General features: G+C 71.3%; 1 protein-coding gene. It reads left to right on the forward strand.

Translation table 11 applies throughout. The features are described from left to right. Window positions 1–107: 107 nt before the first annotated feature. Window positions 108–22427, forward strand: a complete 22320-nt coding sequence (locus tag BS72_RS36765) for a scabin-related ADP-ribosyltransferase (RefSeq protein WP_037913945.1) — start codon at window positions 108–110, stop codon at window positions 22425–22427. The last annotated feature ends 137 nt before the right edge of the window (window positions 22428–22564 follow it).

Consider the following 22564-nt stretch of genomic DNA (forward strand, 5'->3'; position numbering starts at 1 on the left):
GGGCCGCGCGGGCCGAGGGGTGACGGACAGCCCGTCAATCGATGTGATCGTCAGCTGAGATGCCCGACTGAGGGCGGTGAGAGAGGGGAGCCCGGACAGTGGCCCTCATGCCCGACCCGGCGCTTCTGGCGTTCCTCAACCACCTCGGCCTCCAGTGGCCGGAGGCCGACGAGGACCAGCTGCGGCAGGTGGCCGCCGACTACGGCAAGCTGGGCGACGACCTCTCCAAGCTCGAGGAGCAGTTCGTCGAGGTCGGGAACGCCATCCGCACCCAGTTCTCCGGCCAGACCGCGGACAACTTCGCCGCGCTCATCGACCGCCTCACCTCCGGCGACGACTCCTACCTCAGCTCCGGCTCCGACCAGGCGGGCCAGATGGAGGACCTGGCCAACAAGACCGCCACCCAGGTCGAGTACACCAAGTGGATGATCATCGGCCAGCTCGTGGTCATGATGGTCCAGATCATGGCCATGCTGGCGCTGGCGTACTTCTTCCCCGCGCTCTTCCCCATGGTGAGCTGGGAGATGTTCCTCACCCGCGAGGGCATCATGCTCCTGCTGCGGTCGCTGATCCTCAACATCGCCGTCCAGACCGCGATCGGCTCCGGGTTCAGCGCCGCGGTGAGCGCCATCATCCAGGCCCTCCAGGTGAGCGACGGGCACCGTGACCACATCGACCTGTCGCTGCTGGCCGAGGGCGCGGTCAGCGGCGCGATCGGCGGCGTGCTGGGCGGCGCGTTCGACGTCTTCGGCGCCGCGTTCGGCAAGGCCATCGGCGACATGATCGGATCGTTCGGCGGCAAGCTGGAGACGCTGGTCGGCAAGCCGGGCCTGTTCCACATCAACGGCGGGATCGGCGACCTCATCACCCACGCCTTCAGCGGCGACGCGGGAGAGGCGGTCGGGAAGGACGCCGCCGCCGGCGCCGTGAAGACGCTGAGCCATGACACCGCCGAACCGGTGCTCGACGAGGTCGCGGCCGCCGCGCCGAAGAGCGCGGTCGGACACCCGGTGGGGAACGCCGCTGACCACACGGTCGGGTCCACCGTCGACCACACGGCCGAAAGCACGGCCGAGGGCGCGGCCGGGCACGCCGCGTCCGACACCGGGAAGAGCGCGCTGCCGCTGGACAAGGCGGCCTCCGACGCCTTCGCCAAGGACCTCGGCAAGGTCGTCAACCAGCAGCGCCCCTACTTCCTCTCCGGGTTCGCCAAGGGCGCGGAGCCGGTCGCCGGCAGCGTCGCGAAGAGCTTCATGGACAAGAGCGCCGCCGTCTACGAGAAGCACCTCGGCGGCCTGCTGGGCAAGGAGAACGCCGCGGCACTCGGCCGCGACATGACCCAGGGCATCATCGGGAACTGGTCCAAGGACGCGGCCGACCAGATCGCGGTCAAGGACGCGCTGAACGTGGTCGCGGAGAAGTACACCGGCCAACTCGGCGCCTCCGGAGTGAAGGCGCTGGCCCACGACCTGCCGGACGCCATCGGCGAGTGGATCGGCCCGCACCGGGACCTGGCGGCCAGCTTCCGGTACAAGTTCGGCGGAATGCTCGGCGGCGCCCTGAACGACGGCCTCAACCAGGACGTGGCCGGCGGCATCACCGGTGAGATCTACGACGGCGAGTTCACCTTCACCCTGGGCGGCTTCATCGGCGGTGCGGTGACCGGCGCGGCCGCCCGGGTGCTGAGCGAGTACGTGGTCAACCCGGCGTTCGGCAAGGCGGTCACCTTCGCCAAGAGCCTCGGCGGCAAACCCGCCCTTGCCCACACGGACCTCAACGTCGACGAGACGATGCCGCTGCTGCTCGGCGATCCGGAGACCTCGTCGACGTACTCCTCCTTCCTCCCCTCCTCACCGGGCGGCCTGCTGTCCGAGCCGGAAGCGGCGTCCACCACGTCCACCACGTCGTCTGCGTCCACCACGTCCACCACGTCGACAACGTCCGCCACATCCGCCACGTCGACAACGTCGTCTGCGTCATCCGCACGGTCGTGGTCCTCCGGCTCCTCGGAGGAGAACACGGACCCGGTCCCGCTCGACGAGCTGACGAGGAACCCGCAGCAGACCGTCACGACGGAGAACGCGACCCCGTCGCCCTTCGACGACAACCCGGTCCCGATCCAGACGACCAGCACCGAAACCACCGACCGCACGCACGGCGGCGACCTTCTCCCGCAGACCTCCGGTGAGAGCCACCTGAACTCGGCCACCGAGCCCAGCACGGACCCGCTCACCGACCCCGCCTCCGGCGACGTCGCCGACCCGCTCACCGAATCCGCCACGGATCCGGTCGGCGGCCCCACCACGGAGACGGAACCCCCCGTGGTGATCGCCGGCCACGAGAGCACCACCCCGACGACCGGCCACGAGCCGGACACGTCCTCCGGCCAGGGCGGTGGCGACAGCGACCAGGGCGGCAACGGAGTCGCGGCACCGGTTCCCAGCCCGCAGCACATGGTCGACCACCTCACCCGAGTCCGCGACCACCTCCGTGCACAGCAGGACGCCGCCGGGTCGGACGTCGTCCAGGAGCCGCACGAGTCCCAGGAGTCCCAGGAGTCCCACGACGGCGGTGGCAAGGGCCTGGACGCCTCCGTGCTGCGGCCGATGACCGACCGGGAGCGCGGCGACTGGATCGACCAGCACGTGTCGGGGCTCAAGGCCGCCCACGCGCAAGCCCACACGGACAGGGGCGAGGAGGCGCCGCCCTTCGACGAGGCCGCCGCCCGTATCGCCGCCGACGACTACCTGACCCGGCTCCACCACGAACTCGCGGCCGCCTTCCCGATCCCGGAGGGGGCCGAGCAGCACTTCGTCCCGGCCCCGGACTGGGCCGCGCACGACGAGGTCCAGGCGGCCGCCTGGCAGCACCACCAGGGCTTCCTGGCCGCCAAGGCACACGCCGAACTCGCCGAGGCCGAGCGGCAGGCCGCGCGGACCCGGCGGTTCGAGGAGCGGTTCCAGGAGTGGGCCCGCGACCGGGGCCTGGCCGGCACGGACGACACGGGCCGGGCGTGGTCCGACCCGATGGCGGCCCAGCTCCACACCCTGGCAGCCGAGGAGTTCGACACCCGGCCGGCGGACGGCGGTGCGCACCCGTTCGACACGCCCGGCGGGCTGTCGGACTACCTCGACCGGAGGTGGGTGGTCGAGCACGGCGTCCAGCAGGCGCAGAAGTCCTTCCTGGACGCGGCGTTCACCGAGTGGAAGAGCACGCGGAGCCGCGAGGTCCAGGCGTGGCTGGACGAGCACGGGCCGGCGAGCCCCGGCCGCAAGGAAGGCGGGCCGGAGGACGACGGCCCGCTGCTGATCACGCGGGAGCCTGACGACGGCCTGGAGCCCGTCGGCGGGCAGGCCACCTGGCAGGAGCTGACGCCCGCCCAGCGGGCCCGCCACTGGGCGAAGCTCGCCTTCGGGGACCGGCTGCGGCAGCGGATGGAGGAACTGGCGGACTCGGCGGCCGGGCAGGGCGGCGCGAAGGCCCTCGTGGACGCGATCGACACGGCCTTCGCAGGCCCGTCCGCGCACACCACCGCGGATACGTTCCCGCGCCCCGCAACCGAGTCGGGCACGGAGCCGGCCACCGGGCCGGTCCCGGAGGATGTCACTGAGGACCTCACTGAGGACCTCGCCGAGGACGTCACCGAGGACGTCGACGAGCAGCCGCCCGAGGAGCCCGCCGCGGCGGCCCGGCACGCCGTCGACGACCTGATGTCGGCCCGGTCCGAGCTGCACACCCTCTTCGACCATGTGCTGGCGGACGAACAAGCCCGTCACCGGGCGCTGTTGGAGTTCGAAGCCGCCGTCGCACCGCACCTCGGCGCCGGCGGCGCCCACCCGGACGAGGACCACCAGCCCTTCGGCCACGTCCTGTCGGAGAAGGGCCGCGCCTGGCTGCGCTCGGAGTGGCTGGCACTGTTCGACCGCGACCGGGTGGAGGTGTTCGGCCGGCCCGGAAGCCCCGATCGGGACGCCGCCGGCTCCGACGAGGCGAACGCCCGCTGGCGGGAGTTCCGCCGGCCGGTGACCGCGCGGCTCCAGGGGCGGATCGGACTCGCGAAGGCCACCGAGGCGTCGGCGGCGTACGTGCACGGCGCCGTCGAGCGCGGTCTCGGCAACTGGCAGTCGGCCCTGGACTCCTTCGGCGACGACTTCCGCGCCGAGTTCGGGCTCGATGCGTGGACCGTCGACCGGGGGACGGGCACCCGGGTCAGGTCGTCGATCCTGAGCGACCTCGTCAAGCGGCTGGAGAACTGGTCGCACGGCGGGTCCCCCGACCCGGTCGAGGCCGAGAAGATCGCCCTGGAGTACACCCGGCCGGACCTCGTCCGCGGCCGTATCGTGCTCGCCGCCGCGCGCGACGCCGCCGTCCACGCCGCCCGGACCGAGGCTTCCCGGCTGCTCCAGGGGAAGGGCGACGCGGTCCCCGTGGACGTGGCCGACCGCTTCGTGGAGGGCCACGCCAAGCGCGTCGGCGACCTCTTCGACAAGCTCTTCGGGCCGGGCGCGAAACCGCCCGAGGGCGCGCCGGAGCGCGACCCTTCGGCCGGCACCCTGGTACGCCTGGGCTCCGACCTGATCGACCCGCACGCCTTCGCCGCGTGGCGCGGTGGCCGCGAGGACCAGTCCGACCGGCTCGGCCTCCACCTGGACTTCGAACTGAGCGCCGCGCGGGGCCTGGACTCCTGGGCCGAGGGTTTCCACAGCGCTGCCGAGGGCCTGGAGCTGGGCGCGGACGAGCGGACGGCTGTCGGCCACCGCACCGAGAGCGACTGGTTGGACGCGTACCACGAGCGCTGGGGCCCCAGCGACCTGGACAAGGACGCGTGGCTCGCACACGAGCAGGAGCACGGCGGCAGGTTCACCGCCAGGTCGTCAGCGGACGCCGTGACGGAGGAGAGCGACGACGCGGCGCCGGAGGTGGAGACGGAGGAGGAGCCCGAGGCGCCGAACACGGTGGCGAAGGAGAACGACTCCGCCGCCACGGTGGCGAGCCGGTCCGAGCCGGGCCCCCCGGCGGAGATCGAGGAGGAGCAGCAGGTCGCCCCTGCCACCTCGCCGGAGCCCGTCGAGCCGGACCACCAGGACAAGTCCGGGGCGGCGACCGACGAGGAGGCCCAGACCGAGGTTGCCGTCCCGCAGTCCGGGTCCCAGGACGCGCACGTGGACGACGCCCTGTCCGAGAAGCCCACCGAGCCCACCGAACCGCCCTGGTCCGATGAGCCCGAGGAGACCGACGGGCCTGTGGCCGCGGCGAAGGACTTCTGGGCCGAATGGGAGGGAGACGGCACGGAGTTCGGCCTGCTCTACGGGGAGGCCGACGGCCCGGACATCTCCCATGACGGGACCGTCACCGACCGGCCCGACCGCGACTGGCTTTTCGGATCGGAGGCGGAGAAGGGGACCGACCGCTACCGGATCGACCTGGAGATCGACGAGGACGGCGCCGTCGTACCGCTCCCGGCCCCCCACGGGCCCGAGGCTCAGGACTCGGCTGCGACGGGTCCGAAGCACGGCACCGCGAGAGCCTTCGCGGTCAAGCTCCCCGATCCGGGCACGGTGCCGCTGGACGAGCTCGTGGCCGTCGTCGCCGGACACCCGGGCGTGCAGGCGCTGCCGAAGGGTTCGGTGATCGTCCTGATCGGCGACGGACTGGCCGCCGGCAACCCGGAGCTGCCGCGCGCCCTCGGGAGGGAGACCGGCCACTCCGTGCTGGCCCATACCGGTTTCGTCGACGTGTGGGAGGACGCCTGGGGGACGCGCACCCTCTTCACCGGCGACCTCATCGACCCGAGCGGGCCCCTGCCCGGCTACTGGATGTACATACCGGCCGGGGAGTCCTACGCCAAGTCCACCGGCACCTTCCCCTGGCTGGACACAACCCTCGTCAACGCCGAGGGGATCAGCCAGGGCCGGGGCCTGCACACGAGCGCGGACCTGCAGAAGTTCAGGGAAACGCTGACGCAGTTGGACCTGTACCGACCGATGGTCCGCTACGGCACGCGGTCGGACAACTTCGCCGAGCCGACGCCCTGGCTCGGCACGAGCTCCCTGTACGTCGTGGACGTGCACGGCACCAGCACCCACGTGATGGTCCCCGTGCGACGGCGCGACGGGAGCATCAAGAAGGTCAGGGCGACCGGCACCAGCCTGGGGCGCGGTCTCAAGCGCCAGCCGAGCTTCCAGAAGCTCCCCGACGACGCGGCGATCGTCCTTCTCTCCTGCGCTACGGGCGCCACTCCTGCGAAGGGCCGGGCTCCCTTCGGCCAGCAGTTGGCGGACGAGACCGGAATGGACGTCTGGGCGCCGACCACCACGGTCGGGACTCCCCCTGGCCTTACGGACGCGAGCTTCCTGGTTCTCCCCCATTCGGACGGCACCCGGGGCCGGTGGGTCAAGTTCTCCCCGTCCCGGTCGCGGGGCGAGACCGAGCCGCCGACACTCCCCCTGGCGCCGGTGCTCCCGCCCCCGCCCCCGCATGACGCGGCGACGGGTGGCGCCGACACCGTGCCCGTACCCGTGGGGAGCGCGACGGCTCCGGTCGAGAGCACCACGCCGGAGCAGCCGTCGATCCAGGGCGAATCCCCCGACGATCCGCCCGGTGAGTCCACTGCGCAGTCCCCGCCTGTCGAGGAGGAGGACGTGGCTCCGGCGGACCTCGGCAGCCAGGAGTCCGACGAGCAGCAGGTCCAGGAGCAGGAACAGGTCCAGGAACAGGTCCAGGAGCAGGAGCAGGAGCAGGAGCAGGAGCAGGAGCCGGTCCAGGCCCAGGACTTCGACGCGATGTTGCGCGGGGACCGCCGGCCGGACAGCTCGTCGATGTCGTCGAAGGTGCGCACGCTGCTCAGCCCGGATCAGCGCGACGTGTTGGAGCCCGTGGAGCTGGACGACCTGGACGACCTGGACGACCTGGACGGGTTTGACGGGTTCGAGGTGTTGGACGAGGACATCGACCTCAGCGGCGCCGACTTCGGGAACAGCGGGAGTTCCGCCACCGGTCCGTTGACCGTGCCCGTTCCGCTGTCCGCCGATTCCTTCGTGGAGGGCGCGTTCAGTGACGGGGACAAGGGGGTGGATCTGGAGATCGGGGTCGAAGGCGATGCCGTGACCGGGCTGCCCCCGACCGGGTCAACCGGCGACGGGACGGGGCTGGCGGCCGCGAACCACAGCGCCGTGAAGCCGTTCGTGGTGAAGCTCCCCGACTCGGGGACGGTGCTGGTCGACGAGCTCGTGGCCGCGGTGGCCGGGCACCCGGGTGTGCGAGCACTGGCGAAGGACGTGCCGATCGTCCTGGTCGGCCGCGGCCTGGGGGCCGGCGATCCGGTACTGCCGCGTGCCCTGGCGGGGAAGACGGGCCACGTGGTGCACGCGCACACGGGCGTCGTCGAGGTGCGGAAGGACCCGTCGGGCAAGAACGTCCTTGTCGCGGAGGACATCACGGATGCCAACGGGACGTACCCCGGCTACTGGTTCACGGTGCGACCGTCCGAGGACCGGCACGAGGAACACTCCGAGCCGGGAGCCGACATGTTCGGCCATGACCGGAGCGGGCGGCCCATCCTGCGGTCACAGGTGGTGAGCACCACCATGGGGTCGAAGGAGACGTCCTTCAGCCACGGGCGCGCCTTCTTCATGGCCAAGGACCAGATGACGTTCCGGTTCTCACTGACGGGACTGGACCTCCGCCGGCCCGTGATTCGCTACGCCAGGAACGGCAAACACGTGCCCGGGCCCACACCGTGGTCGAAGGCGCGCGACCTGTACGCCGTCCAAGTGCACGCCAACCCCAATTCCGCCGGGCTGCCGGTGCGTCAGCAGGACGGTACCGTCGCGTTGACGGGAGTGAGCGGGACCGTGCTCGGACGCGGCGTCAAGCGCCGGCCGAGCTTCCAGAAGCTCGTGGACGACGCGGAGATCGTCCTCGTGGCGTGTATGGCGGGTGCGACTCCCACCTCCGGCGGCATCCCGCTCGGCCAGCAAGTGGCGGAGGAGACGGGCAAGGTCGTCTGGGCGGCGACCCGTTCCATCAGCGTCTGGGAGCGCTACACGGACTCCCATCTCTTCGTCTTCCCCAACACGGACGGGAGCGCCGGTGGATGGGTGAGGTTCACCCCTTCCCAACCGGGCTACGCGCTTGAACCCGTGGTGTTCACGGCGTCGCCGAAATCCGCACTCGTGGGGGTGGACGGTTCGCGGGGGTGGGAGCATCCGTCGGCCGCACAGGTGATGGAGGAGGTCGCGCGGCTGGCCGATCAGCTCGTCTCCGGCGAGGAGATGACGCCCCAGCGCTGGCAGTGGACGCTGCGGCAGTGGCGTGATCTGCGGAAACTGCTGGACACCGTGCTGTCGAAGCCGGAGCTCGCCGTCGTGCCGGGCGGGCGGGAGCAGTGGGACTCGCTGGGGCGTCCCGCACGGAGGCCGATCGCGTCGACGCTGCATCTCGCGGTCATGGCGGGGAGGGAGATCTCGCGGCTGCAGGAGCTGGTCCGCGACCGCCCCCGCTCTTCGGCGGATCTCAGCGGTGTGGACACGGGCCGGCTCCGTGACGAGTTGCGGTGGTTCGCGGCGCACATCGACGCCGACCACCTCGCGGCACTTCAGGCGGCGTACTCCGAGGTGAGTCTCCCCCTCCGGGACGACCAGCAGCAGGTGGTGGTGGACGGCGCCGGTCCGGGGGAGCCCGACTGGTCGTACCGTCCGTCGGGGAAGCTGGACGAGGACCTTCCCTGGACCGCCGGGGTCAGGACGTGGTTCGGCGACCTGCTGAACGGGGTGGCGGACATCCGCAAGCCGGTGGCCCAGACCCCCGGAGGGCCGGACGCGGTCCCGGACGAGACGGACCGTGCGATCCACCAGGCCGGCCAGGCACTGGCCGAGGCCGTCGAGGAGGGGCAGGGGCTGCTCTCCGAGCTCACCATGTACATCGACCTGTTGGACGATTTTGACTTGTACGACCCGGAGAGCTTCAAGACGATCTCCTCGGTGTGGGCTGTCCGCGTCTCGCGTCTCGCCCTGCGGATGCGCGACACGGCCGACCGTCTGACCCTCCTCGGGACCGTCCTGCGGACGCTGCACGCCAGCAAGGCCGGCGCTTCCACTGAGCTCGTGCCTGAGCCTGAGCCCGTGCCTGAGCCCGTGCCTGTGCCCGTGCCTGTGCCTGAGTCCGTGCCCGAGCCCGTGCCTGTGCCTGTGCCTGAGTCCGTGCCCGTGCACGGCGAGAACGGGCTGCCCCCTGTCGAGGGCTCCGCGCCGCAGCAGCACCCGTCGCAGGAGGAGGCCCTCGACGACCCCACCGCCCGCAGCACTCCGCAGTCCCCGTCGGTCGAGGAGGTCCCGGAGCACGACCTGAGCTCCGAGATCCTGCCGTTGTCCTTCGACGTGTACTCGACGCTCAGTCCCACCGAGCACGTCGAGCCGGAGTCGGAGCCGGACGGTCTGGAGCCTGACGGTTCGGAGGCGGACGGTCCGGAGCCGCTGGACGGGTCCGGCCCGCTCGACCAACCACCCGTCCACCAGCACCCCCTGTACGAGGGCGTTATCCGGAACCAGGTGGCGCGGCTCACCGGCAAGCTCGCCCCGGAGCAGGAACTGACCCCGAATGGTCTCGCCTTGGCGTACTCGGCCTGGGGCGCGCTCAAGATGAAGGCGCTGGACGCGTTCAACGACCCCCGCCAGGCCGTGGTCCCTGGTGGGAAGGCCCAGTACGACGCACACGGTCTCCCGGCGCGGGCGCCGATCGAGCTGACGCGGAGCCTCGCGGTCACGCTACGGGAGGAGGTCCGACGCCTGATCGACTTGCTCCGCGCCCACCCCGACCAGGCAGTGGCGCATGCCAGGAGGACACCGGCCACGCTGCGCGCGGAGCTGGAGGACTTCCTCCACCAGATCGACACCGCCACCCTGCCCGACCTCGACACGATGATCGACGAGCTCCAGGAGCCCTTCTTCGACGACGTACCGGAGAACGATCCCGACACGGAGGACGGGGGACCGAGCTGGGAGGAGCCTGTCCTCGCCGACGAGGACGAGGACGAGGACCAACTGGTCTCCGACCTGCCCCGGACACCGGTGGCGCCGCCCAACCAGGCCGGCGGCAGCCGCTTCGACCTGTCCGAGCCGGACTGGTCCCGCCTGCTGGGCGGATCCGGGACCGAGGCGGACACCGAGTGGTTCCTCGGCGTCCGGAACTGGTACCTGGGGCACGCGCGGGCGGCGCTCGACGTCCGCGTCCCGGACGAGCGGGGCGAGGTCCCGGACCAGGCGGTGCTGGAGTCCGAGGTCCACGCGCAGTGGCGGGCGCTGTTGGACGAGGCGCGCCGGCTGGGCACGGAGCTGCGGGCGTTCACCGACGACCGCACGGCGACGGACTTCGAGACGTTCGGCCTCCCGGACCCGGACACCTACGAGGGCGGTCGGCAGGCGTGGGCGGCGGAGGCGGGCAGGCTGGCCGCGCGGATGCGCGAGCTGAGTACCCGCATGTCCGAACACGCCGAGCGGTTCAAGCCGCTGGACCTGTCCGTCGAGCACCGCCGCAGGCCCCGGGCCCTCAGCATGTCGGAGGAGAGCGACGCCTTCCACGCCCTCCAGCACGGTGCGTTCCCGCAGACGGGGACGGTGTCGCCGGACGAGCCGTCGTACGCCCACCTGTCGGCGATCGAGCAGGTCGACCCCGAGACCGTGCACAGCCTCGTCGTGCGGGCCTCCGACCCGGCCGGCGGCCAGGGTTTCCAGTGGCGCACCGACGACGACGTGCTCTACCGGTGGGACTCGAGACCGCCCGAGGAGATCCTCGCGGAGGGGTTCGGACTGCGGAAGGGGGAGCCGTTCCAGGGCAGCCTGCGCAGCTACCAGTCCGGCGGCGCCGGCGACTACCGCGCCCCCTTCGTCTCCACCACCCGCTCGACCGCGCTGCGTATCCCCGGGCGGGGACAGCGCATGTACCGGTACACCATCCGTGTCGGCGGCGGCCTGGACCTGACGAAGACCCTCGGCCGGGACGGGTATCCCGACATGGCCGAGGTGGTCTTCTTCGGCGGCATCGCGCCGGAGTTCATCGACCCCGTGGTCGAAGTCCTCGGCCACGACGGACAGCTGACCGCCGTCACGCCGCCGTCAGCCCAGGACGACCTGGACCTGGTCCCGGTTTCCGACGAGGTCCTGAAGACCGGCCCCGTCCCGGACCCCGACCGCGAGCTCGACGGTGGCGACCTCGTGCAGCACGGGGACGGGCAGGACCAGGAGCACCCGGACGCTCGGAAGGTCCTCCCGGCCGAACCGAAGGAGGAAGAGGAAGAGGAAGAGGAAGAGGAAGAGGAAGACACCCCGCCCGGCTCCCTCGTCCGGCCCGACCGGGAGGACCAAGACCGGGAGGACGACGGCCAGGAGGGGTCCGACCAGAGGCAGTGGAACGCGGGAACACCCCGGAAGGCCCTGGAGGCCCTCAAGCTGCGGTCCTTCGACGCCGGAGCCGGTGGCGACTGCTTCTACCTGGCCCTGCAGGCGACCGTCCGCGCGACGGATCCGAACCATCCTCTGGTCCACCTTGACGTCCCCACCCTGAGGGACCGGCTCTCCGGGCGGCTCCGGACCGAGCTGAACGACCCCGACTCCCGGGTGCGGGCCGGCGCCGCCGGTCAGATGGGCTTCGATCCGGCGTTCCAGGAACAGGTCAAGGCCAACGCCGCCGCGTGGCACTCGGAGAAGTACCCCGAGGCCACCTCCCGGGAGCGGAACACCTTCGTCCAGGAACACTTCGACGCGGTGCTGCAGAACGACCCGGGCGCGTGGAAGCGGGCCCTCCTCGACCACGGACTCGCCGAGTCCCTGGTCCATGAGGTGAAGACCCTCCACAGCTACAACAACCTGGGCGGCGAGCTCACCCCTCTTCTCGCGCACTTGGAGTTCGGCGTCGACCTGACGCTGATCAACGAGACCGGACTCGTCATCCCCTTCGGCACCCGGGACCAGATGGCTGTGCCCCTGGTGCGGGTCGGCGACCACTTCCTCGCCACCGCCCGGCTGCCCCAGCCACAGGAGACCGGGTCTCCCAAGGAGCCGAGCACGCCGATCGTGGAGCAGAAGGAGCAGGGCTCCCCCGAGGAGGAGCGGAAGCAGGACGACGACCAGAAGCAGGACGAGGGCCACCAGCAGGAGCGGGACCAGACGCGGGACCAGGACAAGACGCAGAACCAGGCGCAGGACCAGGCGCAGGAGCGGGACCAGGAGCGGGACCAGACGCAGGACCAGGAGCAGGAGCAGGGCCACCAGCAGGACCAGGTCCAGAAGCGGGAGAAGGCCCCCGAGCAGAACGAGCAGCAGCAGGGCGAGCAGGTGACGCAGCACCCCGTCGAGCCCTCCCCGCCGCCGTTGCCCACCCTGCCCACTCTGCCCACCCGGATCAGCACCCACCGGCAGCTCAGCGCCTACGACTACGTCGAGATCGTGGGTGAGCACCAGGAGGCGCTGGTCGACGCGTTGATGCTGGAGCTGCGAAAGGCACTCGGGGACGAAGTGGCGGAGGAGGCCCGCACCCAGATGCTGGTGTTCCTCACAGGAGACCACGTCAGACCCCGTGTCGCGGCGATGACCCGGGGCTCGGAGCTGTGGGTTCCCATCGACGTCTCGGACTGGCACGGTGAGGTACGGGTCACCGTGGAGCTCAACGACGACCAGGTGGTGAGTGAGGAGCTCGGTCAGGTCGAGTTCGAGAACGGTGCCGACATGAACTCCGGGTCCGGCGTGTTCAGCGACAAGCAGGACAACTGGACGCTCGCCTTCTCCGCCCGCGGCACGGCGATGGCAGAGAGCTTCAAGGGCACGATCACCCTGGGCAGAACGTGGAGCCGGACCACCGCCGTGACCTTCGAGCAGCGTGGTGGGCGGTTCGCGCGCGGCAAGACCGTCAGGGACGCTTTGGCGGTGGTGGGGAGCATCCGGTTCACCGTCGATCTGTCCACCCTCGAACAGGTCGGTCTCAAGACCGTCCTGCCGACCAAGGCGGCCGGTCGCCAGCACGGGACCGGCCCCCTGGGGAGCATCAGCGCCGACGTCCCCATCCGGGTGGTGGTGCCCAAGGGCGACGCGGAGTCGGAGAGCGGCAACCAGCTCAAGCCGGGCGATCAGCACCTGCTGCCGCCGAAGTCCGTCATGGACCTCCGCGCGCTGCACGGCACGGACATCACCGAGGACGTCTACCCGCTGGACTCCGACGGCGGCCGTACCAAGGGCGGGCTGCGGGAGACCCTGGGGCGGGCGTACGGGGACGAGCAGTCGGTCGACGCGCTCGGCGAGGAGCTGTTCGGCAAGAGCTGGCCCACCGTCCGCGAGAACCTGGCCAGCCGGATCGACCTGGTGCTGATCCACGAGTACCTGGCCGGAATGACGGCCGGTGAGCCCCTGGAGATCCTTCTCCCCGGCGACATGGGCTCGGTGCGGTTCACCGCCGAGGTCGCGTCGATGGAGCACGTGGGCACGACCAAGGCGACCGAGTTCAACGCCGGCGCCGACATCCTCGACACGGTCACGTACCCCCTGGCTTCCGGCGGCAGCAAGCAGATCGCCGCCACCCTGCTGGGAGACCCGCTCATCGGATCGAACGCCAAGGGGCAGGGAGGTGTCTCCTACCAGCGGGGCCGGACGGCGATCGGTATCGAGTCGGTGTCCCACCGCTCCGGGAAGGCCCTGAAGATCAAGGTTCCGGGCGCGGTCTTCGACGGCACGGCCAAGGTCAAGGTCGACTTCCTCACCAAGGAGGGGCAGTCCCGCGGAAATACGCACTTCGACCTCGGGTTCCGCTCCATCTCGCAGGCCGCCGACTGCGAGAAGACGGCCGAGCACCAGGTCTTCACGTCCCCCGCCCCCGAGGACGGGGAAGAGCCGCCGCGGTACATCGATCCGACGGTGGTGGAGAAGGGCAAGGCGTTCTGGGCGCCGCCGGCTCAGCTGTGGGGCACGGGGGACCAGCGCGGGTTCACGGAGGAGGCGATCCCCCTCAACGTCTTCACCGACGAGCGCATCGCTTTCGCGCCGTGGACGCAGCACGGCACTACGGAGCCGGCCGCTGTCGTGGAACCGACCGGCGGTACCGGGACGCCGGTCGTCGTGACGCCGCCCGATCAGGCCCGCAAGGGCTTCATGGCCACTCTGGACGCCCTGGGCAAGGCCCACTACGGGGACGAGTGGACGAAGACGCGGCTCCTCGTGCACAGCAGCTTCCGCACCGAACGCCTGGTCTCCGCGCTGCCCGCGATGAGCCAGGGGGCCAAGCTCAGCAGCCCCGTCCTCACGGAGGCTCTGTCGGGGAAGGGCTCCCGGATCGCGCTGACCGCCACCATCGGGAGGCTGGCCTACCTCAAGGAGATCGACGCCGCCGATCCGAACGTCCTCAACGAGTCCACGTCGGGGCAGGCCTGGCGTCTGCTGGACTGGATGGACACCTCGTTCAACGGCGCCGGTGGAGGCACCGGCGCGCTGGCCTCCGACGTCTCGATGAACGGTACAGGGGGCCTCGGCCAGGCCAACCGACGACGCGAGGGCGGACGAGAGGCGAGCAGTTCGAGGACCGTGGCCAACGGCAAGTGGCGCGAGCCGATGGTCCTCTTCTGGGGCGAGGCGCACTACAGCTTCCACGTCCAGCACGCGGGCGCCGGCTCGAAGCACCCGGCCGCGAACCACGAGCCCGTCCCGGTGCCGTTCCTCATCGCCGTCCCGAAGAGCGAGGCAACGCGCTTCGTGGCCGAGAGGACCGGGCAGATGCTCTTCGACCGGGACGGCCTGATCACGGTCCAGCACGAGCCGCCCCTGGCACCGACGTCCGATCCCGTCCACTCCGGGGAGTCACCGGACACCGGCGAGAAGGTGGAGACGGACGATACGTCGGACACCGGCGAGAAGGTGGAGACGGACGATACGTCGGACACCGGCGAGAAGGTGGAGACGGACGTTACGTCGGACACCGGCAAGAAGGTGGAGCGGGCGGCGGTCACCCAGGAGAAGGCCCTCGTCCGACCACCCGTGCGGACGGTGGTACGGCAGCCCCTGCCGCGGCCGCCGGCCGACGGCGGCCTGAAGAGCCTGGAGACGGCGCCCCTGCTGCCCCCGCCGCGGATAACCCGGTTCAACCGGTTGGGCCCGAACGACATCCCGCTCGGCTTCCACGACGGCTGGAAGCTGATGAGCTCCCTCAAGGACGCGTTGGAGCCGCACCTCGGGGAGTACTGGGACGGGATCGAGGAGGCGTTGACCGTGGTGGTGAGCCCCTCCGCCCTGCGTCCGCAGATGTGGAGTCTGAGCAGCAGCCCGGAGCCGATGACCATCGTCATCGACGGAAAGGGAAACCACCTCGAACTGGACATCAAGCAGGTGGACTTCATCGCCGACGCCTACGCCGGTGAGGTCGACTCCTTCGAGTTCGAGACCGGTGGCGAGCTCCGGAACTCCACCGGCGCCATGCGGGACGAGCGGCAGCGCGACACGGTGACGGTCAACGGTGCCTTGAAGCTCCCGCACTCCCTCACCCTCGGGGGCACCTGGACAGGCAACTCGGACCAGTCGACGGGGCACTCCCACGACATCTCGGGCACGTCGGTGAACAAGGTCAAGACCACCGAGCCCGCCGTGTTCTACAAGGGAACCTTCCGGTTCGCCTTCGACGTCCGCCTCACCCGTACCGACCAGTTCGGCATCTCCCGCGCCGTGCCGGTCCCGCAGGTGGTCAGCGAGGTCACCGGAAAGGTCGCGGTCCCCAAGCGCGAGACGGTGGACGCCGCCACCGGCAGGCGCCCCACGCCCACCGAGGCCTACCTCCCCCCCAAGCGGATCACGTCCACCCACCGGCTCGGCGTCGACGACCAGGTCCACGAGGTGCGGCTGCCCGCGAGCCTGGGTGCCGCGAAGACGACGCGGGACCTGGGCCCCCTCATGTCCCGGAAGCGGCCGATCACCACGACCAAGGACTCCAGCCGGGAACAGGGCTCGGAGGCCACGACCTACGTGACCTCCGTCGACACCGTCGGCGAGCAGGTGTTCGGCAAGAACTGGCCCAGGGCCCGGCGCGACCTCCTCCAGCAGGTCACCCTCGACTGGGCCACCCGGCGGTTGAAGCAGATGAACGCGGGCGAGGTCATGACCGTCTACGTCCACGGCGGCAGGGTGCGCGTCACCAGCACCGTGACGGACCTCGTGCACACCGGCACCACCAAGCAGAGCGAGTTCAACCTGGGCTCGGTCCGCCGCGTCGGCGAGGGCGGCACCGATGGCGAGTCCTCACTCGGTGGCGGCCGCAACACCGTGAAGACCGGGCAGTTCCAGGTGAACGCGCCGGTCGCTCCTTTCAACTCGGTGTTCGGCAGCGTCACCATCGGTCGCGGCACCGGCAAGGAGCTCATCGGCGTCGCCGCCACCCAGAGTTCGGCCGGCACAGCCGTCAAGACGAAGGCGCCCGGTGCGTTCTTCGAGGGCGAGGCACACCTCCACTTCGAGTTTGTCGCCGACCCGCCGGGCTTCACCGGACGGATCGCCGACGCGTTCGTCAAGCAGCGGCGCACCATCCTCAACCTGCACAGCGCGTACCTCGAAGGGAAGGCCAAGAAGCTGGAGCTGCGGGCGACGTCGCAGCAGGACGGCGGCTCCGGAAAGAACCGGCGGTACCTCACGCCCGCGCAGCAGGAAAAGGTCCAGCGGCTGGCCGACCAGACGCTGAAGAGGCGGAACACACTCGACGAGAAGGCGTTCGACGTCACCAGGAAGACGGAACGGCGCGGCATGGTCACCGTCGACCTGGACGTGACCGTCCAGACCCAGGCCGCGGCCGCGGACAAGCCCGACCCGCTGCCGAAGACGCCGGCGCCACTCCGGAAGGATGTCGTCTCCCAGCCGAAGATGCTGAAGCCGAAGCAGGACCCGGTCCTGAACGGACTGGAGCCGAAGGCCGTCGTGAGCAGCCTCGACGACGTCAACGGCGTGCACCAGCTGCTGAACCTCGTCGGGAGGAGGGTCTACGGCACCAAGCGCTGGGAGGGCAAGGGGAAGCCCACCGGTCAGACCATGGCGGGCATCGCTCGCGACGCCGTTCTGTCCGGCAAACTCACCTCCCGGATAGCCGAGCTGACCCGCCCTCGTGCGAAGGACACGAACGCCCAGGACGTCGCGGGGGTCATGAGCATCGCCCTGGATCCGACGAACCGGGGCGACCGGATCGAGGTGACCGCGAAGGTGGTCCGGCCGCTGACGTACGAGCGGTTCGACAAGGGCGCTGAGAGCGCCCTCAGCAGCGACATGGGGCACCGCTTCACCACCACCGAACTGGCGACCCGCCAGAAGAACGTCCAGGTCCAGATCGGCGACGAGGCGAGTATCGAGGACGCCGCGCAGGTCCTCGCCTCCGTCGTCGGCACACATGGCGGTATGAACCGCGCCGGCGCCATCCAGAGCGAGGACGGCAAGGTCATCGCCAACATCAAGTCCCCGGCTCCCATGGGCTTGTTCACCGGAGACGTCCTCCTCACCTTCACGTTCTTCAAGGGCGGCAGGGCGGTCGCGCGGGAGAGCGGGCACATCCCGCTGACCGTGGGCCTCCCGGAGCCCCGGACCGAGGTGGAGAAGGCGCCGGAGGACAAGGCCGTGAAGGCCCCGAAGGAGCAGCCGGTCGAACCGTCGGCGGAGGACCTGGAGTGGGCGACCCGACTGGTGAAGCCGCCGCTCGTCATCGGCCGCGAGAACGTCGCCAGGGCGCGGGAGCTGCTTCCCGAGGTCCGGCGCCAGTTCGCCCTGCACCGTGCCGACCTGCCGAAGACCGCGGACGGCCTGCGGGAGGCCATCCGGAAGATCTGGCTCAACAACGGCCTGGAAACGCGCCCCGGGTGGGCGCCCGGAGGCGCGTCCGGGCAGAAGGAGGCCCACTTCACCCGGGACGACGACCTGGACGACAGCCTGGACGACAACCCGTACGGCGAGGGCCCCTCCCGTAGCTCCGGGGCCGGTTCCGGCTCTGGTTCCGGCTCCGAGTTCGACGAGCACACCGACGACGACTCCGACGAAGCGCCGCAGGACAAGGACCTAGGGATCACCGTTCCGCCGGAGGCGTCCGAGGCGCTGGCCCGGACCTTCGTGGCCCCGTCTTGGGACACGCGGCTCGACGTCGTCCTCGACGAACTGACGCCGTACGCCGGGGACCTCCGGCCCGGGAACGTCCCGCCCGACCACCTCCTGCAGCGCGGTTGGGACCTGGTGCAGGAACTCCCCGGGGACGGAGGCCAGGGCATGGCGCTGCGCAACCGGCTCGCGGCGCTGCTCACCAGGCTGGAGCGCACCCACTTCCCGGTGGTGTCCTCCTTCCCGCGTCGGCCCTTCGAAGCCTCCCCGGACGAGTGGGAGGACTGGCGGGAAGGGCTGGAGGACATGCTGACCGACCTCGCCGACCGGGACGGGCTCGAACCCGACGAGGCCCCGCAGATCGAGGAGTTGTCGGCGCGGGCCCGCGGATACCGCCAGGACATCTGGCGGGACAGCGCGCTGGTCTCCCTCATGGGGGGAGAGCGCCGGATGCTCACGAACGCGGTCAACCGGGTCGTCGCCACCCTCAACAGCGCCAGGGAGGACTTCGCGGAGTCCGGCGAGCGGTCAGACGTCGATCAGTCAGATGTTGATCATTCAGACGCTGATCAGTCCGACAGCGCGGAGTCCGACGATGATCGGTCCGACGATGATCGGTCCGACGACGAGCGGTCGGATGATCAGGACTCCGACGATCAGGACTCCGGCGTCGAGCAGCAGGCCGTCCCGGAGAACGTGCCCGACCACGCCCTGGACCAGCAGGTCTTCCCCGGCGCCCGGACGTTCGTTGACGAGCGGGACGGTGTCGAGTACGGCCGGAGCGTCTGGGGGAACCACGTCGAGTCGCTGCCCGAGGCGGTGCGGGAGGCCCTGCGCAGCTACTCGGGAGGCGCGGACGACGAGTCGCGGCGCGCCCTGCCGTTCCAGCCCTTCACCGAGGTGATCAAGGCCCTGGCGGACGACTACGACCGCGCCGACGGCACGCTCACCGAGTTCGCCACGTCGATCTGGCGGGACCACCAGGTGCTGCGCGACGGCCTCTACGACGACATGGTGCACGAGAGCAGCGATCCTCTTCCGATGGTGGCCGGCGACCAGTTCCTGCGCAGCGCGCTCCAGGCGACCCACCAGGTACTCACGTTGATCGACCGGGGGATCGGTACCTTCCCGGTGCCGGAGGACGTGGTGGTGACGAGGGCGCTCATCCAGGAGACGCTCGACCACCTGGGGCCCCTGGAGCCAGGCCAGATCATCCGCCAGGGCAGTTTGATGTCGACCTCGTTCGGCCCGGTCGCCCCGGACTTCACCGAACGTCCCGCCGTTCTGCACCTGCTGGTCCCGGCGGGCACGCGGGCCCTCTACATCGCCGGCGTCTCGATGAGCGGGGACGAGGAGCGGGAACTGCTGATCGGCCGCGGCTTCGACTGGCAGGTCGTGCGGGTCGAGGACCGGGGAGGCCGCCGCCACATCTACGGCCGGATGAACCCGTCGCAGCCCTCGGCCGAGGACCTGGCCTGGGCGGAGAGCCAGGTGCCCGTGCCGTCGACCGGCGACTCCGCGCTGGACGCGCGGGCCGTCACCGTCCGTCCGGAGGTCGTACGGCGGCTGGCCATGGAGCGCGGGCTCTTCCCGCCGGGCGGCCCGTCCCCCGTCGACCGGGCCGGCCGGATCTTCCACCACCTCGGCGTCCCGGTGCGGCTCGAAGCGCCGCGGAGCCTTCCGGTGCCCGACGCCGCTTCGTCCGAGACCGCTCCGTCGCCTGAGCCATCAACGTCCAGGGCGGTCCCGCAGAGCGCCTTCGACTTCTACACCGTGCTCGCGCCGAACTCCGGCTCCGTTCCCGGGCAGCAGCCGGTGCCCGTCGGAAGCTCGCGCCGGGAACGGGACGAAGAGAACACGCCCGTCGCCGGCACCTCCAAGCGCCCGCGGCTGGGCAGCCGCGCCACCAGGACCGAAGCCGGTTCGGACCCCGATGCGGAGCCTGACCCTGATCCCGATCCCGAGCCCGAGCCCGAGCCCGAACCCGGTCGTGGACCTGACCGCGAGTCCGACGACGAACCGGACGCGGACCCCGACCTCGCACCGGACACCGCACGGCAGTTGGAGGACCTGCCGCCGCACGTGATCTCCGAGGCGTCCGGCTACCTGCGGCTGCCCCCGGTCATCGGCCGCGAGCCGTCCCAGTACCAGCTGCGGGCCCTGCACCGGCGCGCGGTGGACCGGGTCGCCCGCGTCCTGCTCGCCCCGCACCCCGACGAGGCCACCCGCGCGGCCGCAGCCGAACAGGAGGCGCGGGCGGCGGCCCGGGAGTACGGCCTGGTCCGGGGCAAGGCCCCGGTCGGCGGCACGCCCCGGCACGGCGACTCCTCGCGGAACACCCAGCGGGGGCGGGGCGGTGCCGGTGGGCCCGGCGAACCCGCCGGGCCCAGCGGGCCGTCCGTCGTGCCCAATGGGCCGCCGCGGCGCCCGCTCGCCCCACTGGCCAGGGGGCTCGGCCTGCCCCGCGACCACGCCGCGCTCTTCGCCGACCACCTCTCCTGGATGGCCGGCTCCGGCCTGCGCCACCCCACCCGCACCGCGCTGCACAGCCTCCGCTCCGACCTGGCGGGACTCGGCTTCGAACCGCGCGACTCCGCGTGGTTCACCGGACAGGTCGACCGCCTTGAGCCGGGTGAGGCCGCCTCGTTCCACGCCTACCTGACCGGCAACGGGCTGACGCTGGACGCGCTGCGCCGGGCATCCGTCGAACAGGGCCGAGCGCAGGTACGGGCCTGGCTGGCGGACACGGCGCGGTACGGCGCCCTGATCACCTCGCAGGCCGGCCCCGACCACTGGTCGTCCCTGGTCGGCGACTGGACCAGCGGCGACTTCGCCGTAGGCCGGTTCGCCGGCGTCCTGCACCGCATCCTCCAGAGCCCCCATCCGCAGCCGTCCCCCGCCCGGACGGCCGGCCGGATCACCCGGGACCTGGTGGAGCTGAGCACTGTGCTCGGCCGCATCCCCGACGAGATCCCGCACCTCGCCGCCGGAGCGCCGTTCGGGCCGGACACCCTGCTGCGTGCCTCTCTCGCGCTCCAGGTCGACCCGGGCCGGCTGGCGCGGCTCTTCCCGCACGACCTCACAGCCCTCCACCAGGCCCCCGACAGCGCCACCTTCACCAGGTGGTCCGCCCTGCTGCGCGACCAGCTGGGACAGTTGGGGCTGCACCCGGAGGACCCGGCGGGCTGGGCCGCCTTCGAGGAGGTCACACACCGCTTCTTCGCCGCCGCCGGGCCCGGCGCCCCGCTGCCCGGCGGCAGCCGCGGCTACGCGCACACGGCCGCCTTCCTGGACATCGCCGGCCTGGACTTCCCGACCCTGGCCAGGGAGTCCACCGCCGTCACCGAGCGGCTGGGCGCCGTCTACGCCGCCCTCACCGTCCGGCCCCGCCCGATCCCGGACCGGGCACTGATCCAGGAGGTGTACACGCACCTCTTCCACGCGCCCGAGGGCGTCGACCTGCGGGAGTACGCCGAGCAGTGGCTGGAGGAGCACGACGTCCTCCCACCTGAGGAGGGCCATGCGCCGGTCTCCGAGGAGGAGGGGGAGGAGCAGGAGGAGCCGGACCTAGGCCGCCGGCGCGACGACGTCCAGGACCACGACGACCTCCACCACGGCGACGACGAGGACCTCGTCCCGGTCAGCCCGCCGCCCGGCTACCTCTCCCCGCCCCCGCCGTCCTACCGCTCTCCCGCCCCGGGGGAGTACTTGGCGGCGTTCCGGAACGGCACGCCGCTGCCCGACTACCACGAGCTCTTCCCGGCCCGGCAGCCCACCGCCGCGTACCACCGGGCCGACGCCTCGGAGTCGGAGGACGACCAGCCGTTCATCCCGATGGGTCCGGTGTCCAACCAGGCGGTACTGAACTGGGCGGAGTACTGGGGCGTCCACCCGCCGAGGCTGGGCCGGACCACCGTGCAGCCGTGGTTCGACGGGGTGATGCTCGGCCGGCTGGACGCGCTGCGGGAGCGGCTGGGCGTGCACGACGTGGCGAGTCTGCTGTCCGTCGCGGACACCGTGGAGTACGTGCCGACGGTGGCCGAGTTCGACCAGGTCGCCGCCGGCCTCGGCCTCGCGGACGCGCCGAAGGAGCTGCACCGGATGCTGAAGCGGCTGGGTCGGCCGCTGGCCTGGTCCTCGCTCCGGCACCTCTCCCGACTACCCGGAACCCGGGAGGACATCGCCCGGCTGCGCCAGTCGTCCCTCCCGCACGCGGTCATGATCCGCTCCCTTGTACGCTGGCTGCGCACACGTGCGGACGAGATGGACGCAGGTCTCCAGGACTCCGACGATCTGCCGGGCGTGGAGGCCTACTTGGGTGCCGATGCCTCCGACTAGGGCCTTCCTCCGGATCGGACCGGGCCGGGCCGGGGCGGCAGGGGACGCGAGCCGGCACGATCCGAACGAGAGGCCCTCGACGCGTGGGCCGGGGTGTCGCGGTCCGCAAGCCCCAGAACACCCGTCCCGGGCCCGGC

The organism is Actinacidiphila yeochonensis CN732, assembly GCF_000745345.1.
In the GTDB taxonomy this organism is placed as follows: Bacteria; Actinomycetota; Actinomycetes; order Streptomycetales; family Streptomycetaceae; genus Actinacidiphila; species Actinacidiphila yeochonensis.

What these genes read in the sequence shown, in the direction of transcription:
- BS72_RS36765 (WP_037913945.1), top strand. Translation starts at nt 108, where the DNA reads ATGCCCGACCCGGCGCTTCTGGCGTTCCTCAACCACCTCGGCCTCCAG.